The sequence below is a fragment of the Streptomyces sp. NPDC006265 genome (genome assembly GCF_040613555.1).
Classification (GTDB): Bacteria; Actinomycetota; Actinomycetes; order Streptomycetales; family Streptomycetaceae; genus Streptomyces.
On the sequence record NZ_JBEXSH010000411.1, the window covers coordinates 1 to 7,807 of the forward strand.

Sequence of the window (7,807 nt, forward strand, 5' to 3'; positions counted from 1 at the left end):
GGTAGTGACGCGGTTACGACACCCAGCACGACCAAGGAAGCCCGTTGCCCGATCAGTTGCCACCGCGAAGCGCAGCGCCAGCCGGGGGCAGGGAGCGTCAGCCTGCTCCTCGGAAGGCGGTCCCCACGCGGCGAGTGCCGACGACAGCTTTCCGCCGATGGATTCCAGATAACAGATCATGTTCACCGGATATCTGGTGTTGTCGAACATGTACCGGTCCATGGGTGTGGGGTCTTCGCTGATGGTGAGACCCCGTTCGGAGGGCGGCCCTATGAGGTGCCAGTCCGGATGCAGATGGACGGATCCCAGTATGTCGAGCCCCTGGCGGTCGGCCTGCCGTTGTATCCGTAAGAGGTCCTTGGAACTGCACCAGAACCCCCGGCGGGTGTTCCGGTAGGCCGCTCCGAAGCATGCGGCGATGGTGCCGGAGAATTCCGCCACGGCGGTCGGGTCGCTCGCCCGCGCATTGGTCGCGAACTCGACCTCGGCGATATGGGCCACGCCGCCCTTGACGGTCCCGAGTAACAAGGCGAAACAGGACGGTGGTTCTTCCGGAGTGCATTCTTCGTACGCGCTGCGAGCCGCGCTCGTGAAGGATTTGAGGAAGTCGAATCCGATCAGGACGGTGTGCGGGTGGGCAGAGGTCATGATGCCGCCGTGTCTCCAGTCGGTGCGCTGCGGTCCGTGCGGTCGGGTGTGAGGGCCCGGGAGGCCATGTCGAGCTCGTGCAGCTCGCCGGCGGACAGCCGCAGGGTCGCGCCGGGAAGAAGCTCCGCGAGTTGCCCGGTACTCCTGCTGCTCGCGATCGGCGCGCTCACGGACGGCTGCGCGGCGAGCCAGGCCAGCGCCACCGCGCCGGGAGCGACGGCGTGGCCTTCGGCGACGCGGTCCAGGGTCTCCAGCAGGGCGCGCGCGTGGGGCCGGCTCGCGTACTGCCGTGCCGCGGCCCCCCGTACGCTCCCGGCGGCGGACGCCGCGTCGCGGTGCTTGCCCGTCAGGAACCCCTGCGCCAGCCCGAAGTAGGGCACGCAGGACAGGCCCTCCTCGAGGCAGAGGGGGAGCAGCTCACGCTCGAACGGGTCGCGGTCGGCCAGGTTGTAGGGGGGCTGCACCGCTACGAACCGGGCGACACCGGCCTTTTCGGAGACGGCGAGGGCCTCCGACAGTCGGTCCGCGGTGGTGTTGGACGCCGCGACATGGCGGACCTTCCCGGCCGAGACCAGGGCGTCCATCGCCGTCAGGGTCTCCTCGAGAGGGGTGCCCGGATCGTCGGCGTGCGTGTAGTAGAGGTCGATCCGGTCCGTCCGCAGGCGGCGCAGGGAGTCCTCGACGGCTTGCTGGATCACCTTGCGGCCGAGTCCGGAAAGGCCCTTCTTGCGGCCCACCTTGGTGGCGATGACCACCTGGTCACGGACCTTCCGGGTGGCGAGCCAGCGGCCGATGACCGTCTCCGACTCGCCGCCGTGGTTGCCGGGCGCCCACTGCGAGTAGGAGTCCGCGGTGTCGATGAAATTCCCGCCGGCATCGAGGTAGGCGTCGAGGACGGTGAACGAGGTGTCCTGGTCGACGGTCCAGCCGAAGACGCTTCCGCCCAGGCAGAGCGGGAAGACTTTCAGGTCGGATTGCCCAATGGTAGCCATGGTCGCTCTCTGAATGCGATGTGCAATTCATCTTGGTTCGGTGAATACGGAGGCGTGTGCCCGTCATGGTGCGGGTGACGGTATCTCAGATAGCGAACGGTCGAATACTCCGGCAGGTTCCCCCGATGGGCAAGGTGTACTGTCCAACTCGCCCCCCATGTCTGGAAAGTTCGCGTATGGAGTTGGGCGCTGGATGAACGTCCGGCAGACGGGTGCTTCCCTTCTCGAAATCACTTGCCGGGGTCCGCCGGCTGACGTAGCGTGGCTCGGGCCGGACGTGATCATAAATGGCCGGTGTTCGTCGGCGGTTCGGCCGAAAGGTCTATCGCCGGTAATGAGGTCGCCCGCTCTTCGGGAATCCCGTACGAGGAGCGGCCTCAGGACGGGTGGGCGGCAGGGCCCACCGCATCGTGCGGGGGAGCACTGATGATCGAAAAGCTGTTACCGGCTTCGGTGGCCGTGGCTGAGACGTATGACGACCCGCCCCACGCGCCCCTCCTGGGCGGGGAGCCCGAGGTCGTGAGCCGGGCAGTGGAGAAGCGAAGACGGGAGTTCGCCGCCGTCCGCTGGTGTGCGCGAACAGCGCTCGCGGACCTGGGAGTCGGCCCCGTCCCCATCCTGCCGGGCGAGCGCGGCGCCCCCGTGTGGCCGGAGGGCTTCGTCGGCAGCATGACCCACTGCGACGGATACCGAGCGGCGGCCGTGGCCCGGGTGCGCGACGGTGTGCTCGCCATCGGAGTCGACGCCGAGCCCCACGCGCCGCTGCCGGACGGGGTGCTGGAGGTCACGGCTCTGCCGGCCGAGCGGCTGCGGATCGCGGACATGAGGCGCCTGGAGCCCGAAGTCAGCTGGGACCGGCTGCTGTTCAGCATGAAGGAGTGCGTCTACAAGGCGTGGTTCCCGCTCACCCGCAGATGGCTGGGTTTCGAGCAGGCGGACATCACCAGCGAGTACGAGGGCGCCTTCTCGGCCCGTCTGCTGACAACCGATCCCGCTGTACCCGCCGACGGGTTCACCGGCCGGTGGCTGGTGGAGGAGGGGTTGATCGTCACCGCCCTCGCGGTGACGACGGCGCAGTCCTGACCGGCGCGTACCGGCGTCCGGGAAAGAGTGGGCTCGCCCTCTTTCGTACATCGTCGGCTCGATGGGGAATGGTAATGCCTGTGTCATAAGCGGGGCGAGAGGCCCTATTCGGTGGGATGGCGCGACCGTGAGGGTGAAGGTGAAGGTGAGGGAGCGCGGCGGGCCGGGAGTCCCTTCTCGGTTTCCGGCTCTGAATCCCTTGTAACGGGGTAGGTGAACGTGACGAATCAGGTCGGTGGGCCGGATTGCATGAACTCGACCATTCATGCTCATTTGATTCGCAGTTGCCAAGTTTAATCTTGTCGCGGCCTCCGTCGTGACAGGAGGCCGGTTCTCCCCTTCCTCCTCCGCTCCTGCGGTATGCGCTGATAGTATGCAGTCCTCGGGTTTCCCCATGGTGTAGAACGGGAATCGAAGTGTCGAATGATGTGGAGCAGCACTATCAGTGTCACAGTTGCAAACGTGACGTTATTCGGATGCGGCAGGCCGGTCAGGGTCGGCTCCATGTGTGCGGAACATGTTTCGATCGCTTCAGACAGAATCTGACGTCCCTGCCGCGCCTCTACCGCCAGTGTGAGGAAATGCTCACGGTGTCACCCCAGAAGGGCGAGAGAGTATCCCGTCAACTGGGTCGGGGAATTTCGCTCAATTCCAGCGCTGTGGAGGCCCGCGATGGTGTCCGGGCGCGTCTGCTGGCTTGGTCCGACCTGGTCGCCACCGAGCGGGCCTGCGCCGCCCCCGACCGGTCGGTCGAGGCCATGACGGCCTTTCTGCTCCGTCATGCCCAGTGGCTCTGCGCGCACACGGCGGCCGCCGATGCCGTCGCCGAGATCGACGAGACGGCGGCCAAGGCGAAGCGGGCCGCCTATCCCCACCGGACCCGCAAGTTCAGGGTCGGCCCGTGCGTCGAGCAGCAGTGCGACGGCTCCCTGGTCGCCGTGATCCAGTCGCACGAACAGCTCCTGCCGAGCGAACTGCGCTGCGACATCGACCCCGAGCACACCTGGCCCGCGCACCGCTGGCGCGAACTGGACCGGCGAGTGAGCCGGCAGAACTCCTCGGGCGGCGAGCGGTGGCTCACCGTCGTAGAGGTCTCCAAGCTGTGGGGCCTGTCCACCAGCAACGTCTACCGGCTGGCATCGGTGAACAGTTGGCGGCGCCGCGCGAACGGCCGCCGGGTCTACTACTACGAGGCCGATGTGCTCCAGTCCGTGGGCTGATGTGGGCCGTCAGGGCCGTGAGGGCGGCAAGCCGACCCTTGACTTCCGGTCCGGCGGCTAAGAATATGAAATCCAGACTGCACACGTGTCTGTGCAGGTCGCCCGACTGAACGGCCCAGCCGGCGGGTCGGGCGGAGCACCATCCCGGCGGTGACGCCGACACCGATGAGACGCCGAGCGATACCGCCTCGGCGCCCGGTGACCCACCCCGTTTCCTCCTCACTCCCACGAGCGTCATCCCGACCGATGACGCTCGGCTCGCGCGCGTCCGATGCGGCGCGGCGCTCCACTCCTCCGCTCGTGACACAAGGTGGTGCTTGTTTGTGATCGTCCAATTGTCTCCGGACCAGCGGGCGGCCCGGAGCCGGTTCAAGCTCTTCGCCGAGAAGGAGATCCTTCCGCACGCCGCCGCGTTCGACGCCGAACAGGCGATCTCCACGGACGTGGTGCGCGCGCTCGCCGACGAGGGCTGCCTCGCGGCGCCCGTGCGCGCGGACAACGGGGGCGGCGGCATGGACTGGGTGACGTACGGGCTGCTGAGCGAGGAGCTCGGCCGCGCGTGCCAGAACATCCGCAACTTCGTCGCGGTCGAGGACATGGTGGCCCAGGCGCTCGACCGCTGGGGGACCGCCGAGCAGCGGGACCGCTGGATCGGTCCGATCCGCCGCGGCGAGACGCTCGCCGCCTTCGCCCTCACCGAACCGGGCATCGGCTCCGACGCGGCCTCCATCGAGATGGACGCCGATCCCGTCGCCTCCCCGGACGGGCAGGACGGCTTCGTACTGCGCGGGAGCAAGAAGTGGATCAGCTTCGGCCAGATCGCGGACCTGTTCCTCGTGTTCGCCAAGTTGGACGGCAAGCACACCGCGTTCCTGGTCGAGCGGGACACCCCCGGCCTCACCGTCAACGCCCTCAACGGCCTGCTGGGCCTGCGGGGTTCCATGCTCGGTGAGCTTGTCTTCGACGACTGCCGCATCCCCGCCGGGGCACTCGTGGGCCGGCCCGGCATGGGCCTGACCTTCATCGCCTCCTCCTCCCTCGACCTGGGCCGCTTCAGCACCGCGTGGGGATCGGTCGGACTGGCCCAGGCGTGCATGGAAGCCTCGGTCCGTCACGCCGACGCACGCCACCAGTACGGCGGGCCGATCAGCGACCACCAACTGGTGCGGCGGATGCTCGCCGACATGGTCACCGACATCACCGCGACCAGAGCCCTCTGCCACCAGGCCGGACTGAGCAAGGACCAGAACGAGGCGGACGCGGTCAACCTCACCCTCATGGCCAAGTACCGGGCCTCACTGCTGGCCAACCGGGCCGCCGCCGACGCCGTGCAGATCCAGGGAGCGCAGGGCATCGGCACGCCAGGCCAGGTGGAACGGCACTTCAGGGACGCCAAGGTCATGGAGATCATCGAGGGCACCACCCAGATCCAGCAGTCCATGCTCGGCCAGTACGCCAGGCAGGTCGTCGGCCGCGGCTGACCACCGACCGGAACGTCGCACGGGCCGCAGATCCGGCCGCCGCAGACAACACCTCGATCACGGGGGAAGGACCAACCTCGATGAACAGTGGACGGCCTGCGAGCCGCGTCGCCGACTCGCTCACCGATCTGTTGCTGCGTCGCTCCGCGGAGCAACCCGACTCCGTCGCCTACACCTTCCTGGAGCGCGACCGCGAGGTCTCCTGGACCTACGGCGAACTGGACGCCCGGGCCCGGGAGATCGGCGCGACCCTGCGGAGGCACTGCGCTCCGGGGGAACGGGTGGTGATCGTCCTGCCGCCTGGACTCGACTACGTCGCCTCGTTCTTCGGATGCCTCTACGCCGAGGTCATCGCCGTCCCCGTGTACCCGCCGAACGGGGCGAGTCTGGTCCGCAGCCTGTCCCGGCTGGAGGCGATCGTCTCCGACGCCCGCCCGACCGCGGCCCTGACCCTCGGGGCCGTCGCGGGGCAGCGCGACGCCTTCGTCGAGACCAACCCCCTGCTGGGCACGCTCCGGTGGATCGGGGTGGACACCGACGTGACGCCGGAGGCCGGCTGGCGGCCGGAGCCGGCGCCCCGCGACGCGCTCGCCTTCCTCCAGTACACCTCCGGCTCCACCGGCACCCCCAAGGGGGTGATGGTCAGCCACGGGAACCTGCTGCACAACGGCGGTGACATCGAGCGGTTCTTCGAGCTCACACCCGACAGCAAGACCGTCATCTGGCTGCCGCCCTACCACGACATGGGCCTCATCGGCGGCATCCTGCAGCCTCTGTACACCGGATACCCGACGGTGCTGATGCCGCCGATGGTGTTCGCCGCCGACCCCCTGCGCTGGCTGCGCACCATCTCCGACCACCGGGCCACGACCAGCGGCGGGCCGAACTTCGGCTACGAGCTGTGCCTGCGCAAGATACGCCCCGAGCAACTGGAGGGCCTGGACCTCAGCTGCTGGCAGGTCGCCTTCAACGGAGCCGAGCCCGTCCGCGCCGATGTCATGGACGCCTTCGCCGACTTCCTGGCGCCCACCGGTTTCCGCCGCGAGGCGTTCTACCCCTGCTACGGACTGGCCGAGGGAACCCTCATCGTCACCGGCGGCTCGCCCAAGGCGGCCCCCGTGGTGCGCGAGATCGAGGGCGCCGACCCCGTGGTGGGCTGCGGACAGCCCTCCCCGGAACAGGAACTGGCCATCGTCGACCCCGAGACGCGCCGGCGCTGCGCCGAAGGAGAGGTCGGGGAGATCTGGGTCGGCGGCCCGAGCGTCGCCCAGGGCTACTGGCAGCGCCCCGAGACCAGCGCGGAGGTGTTCGGCGCTCGCATCGAGGGCTCTGAGGACGGCCCCTTCCTGCGCACCGGCGACCTCGGCTACGTCGTCGACGGCGAGCTGTTCGTCTCCGGCCGCATCAAGGACCTGATCATCCTGCGCGGGGTGAACCACTACCCGCAGGACATCGAGCTCACCGCCTTCCGGTCCCACCCGGCACTCAGGCACAACGGCGGGGCTTGCTTCACCGTCCCCGTCGACGGCCAGGAGGTGCTGGTTGTCGCACACGAGGCCGAGCGGGTCGCCCGCGACGCCGACGTGCGGGAGGTCGCGGCGGCGGTGCGGGCCGCTGTCGGAGAGAACCACCTCATCGCCCCGCACGCCTTCGCGTTGGTACGGCCGGGGCGGCTGCCCCGCACATCGAGCGGCAAGATCCAGCGGTTCGCGGCCCGCGAGCAGTATCTGGCCGGCACGCTCGCCGTGCTGGGCGTCCACGAATACGGCCAGGACGACGTCTCCGGCCCGGCCACCGCCACCGCGGGACCGGACCAGGCACGCACACCTCGGGCGGTGGAGTCGTTCCTGCGGGCGGCCATCGCGCGGCGCGTGGGCGGTGATCCCGCCGCCCTGGACCTCGGCAGGTCCGGCCCCGCACTCGGCCTCGACTCCCTCGACCTCCTGGAGATCCAGCACGAGGTGGAGAAGGCCTTCGACGTCGAACTCGGATACGAGGCCATGCACGGCGCCCCGGTCCGCGACGTCCTCGCCGCCGTGGTCGCCTCCGTCGAGGACGCCGGGGATACGGTCGTACCCGACGCCACCGCCCCCGACGTCTCGCCCGACGAGCTGAGCCACGGCGAACGCGGCCTGTGGTTCCTCGACCACGTCACCGGTTGCGGCGCCGCCTACAACGTCGCGGGCGCCGTACGCCTCCCCGACGACGTCGACCCGGACGCCCTGCAACAAGCGCTCGACCGGGTGGTGGAGCGACACGCCGCGCTGCGCACCACGTACACCACGGACGAGGACCGGCCGATGCGCCGGATCGACGCCGGGGGGAAGGTCGTCCTCGACCGCACGGCCGTCGCGGACGCCGCGCCGGGTGCCCTGGAAGCCCT

At 69.1% G+C, this 7,807-nt stretch carries 6 protein-coding genes; 4 read left to right on the forward strand and 2 right to left on the reverse strand.

Annotation, left to right across the window (positions count from 1 at the left end):
• Positions 1 to 648, reverse strand: a 648-nt coding sequence (locus tag ABZ281_RS28510; RefSeq protein WP_356660001.1) for a hypothetical protein, incomplete at its 3' end; no start/stop codon positions are given.
• Complete coding sequence (locus ABZ281_RS28515; protein ID WP_356660003.1) at positions 645 to 1,640, reverse strand: aldo/keto reductase; 996 nt, start codon at positions 1,638 to 1,640, stop codon at positions 645 to 647. The genes ABZ281_RS28515 and ABZ281_RS28510, both read right to left, overlap by 4 nt.
• Positions 1,641 to 2,066: 426 nt before the next feature.
• On the opposite strand from ABZ281_RS28515, the gene ABZ281_RS28520 reads away from it, so the two are divergent.
• From ABZ281_RS28520 to ABZ281_RS28535, 4 genes are all read left to right on the forward strand, one after another.
• The gene (locus tag ABZ281_RS28520) at positions 2,067 to 2,723 is read left to right on the forward strand and encodes a 4'-phosphopantetheinyl transferase superfamily protein (protein WP_356660005.1); all 657 of its coding nucleotides are present in this window, start codon (positions 2,067 to 2,069) and stop codon (positions 2,721 to 2,723) included.
• 659 nt (positions 2,724 to 3,382) lie between these two features.
• The gene (locus tag ABZ281_RS28525; RefSeq protein ID WP_328883250.1) at positions 3,383 to 3,943 is read left to right on the forward strand and encodes a hypothetical protein; all 561 of its coding nucleotides are present in this window, start codon (positions 3,383 to 3,385) and stop codon (positions 3,941 to 3,943) included.
• Between the two features lie 323 nt (positions 3,944 to 4,266).
• Positions 4,267 to 5,424, forward strand: a complete 1,158-nt coding sequence (locus tag ABZ281_RS28530) for an acyl-CoA dehydrogenase family protein (protein WP_356660007.1) — start codon at positions 4,267 to 4,269, stop codon at positions 5,422 to 5,424.
• A gap of 80 nt (positions 5,425 to 5,504) precedes the next feature.
• Positions 5,505 to 7,807, forward strand: a 2,303-nt coding sequence (locus ABZ281_RS28535) for an AMP-binding protein (protein WP_356660009.1), incomplete at its 3' end; no start/stop codon positions are given.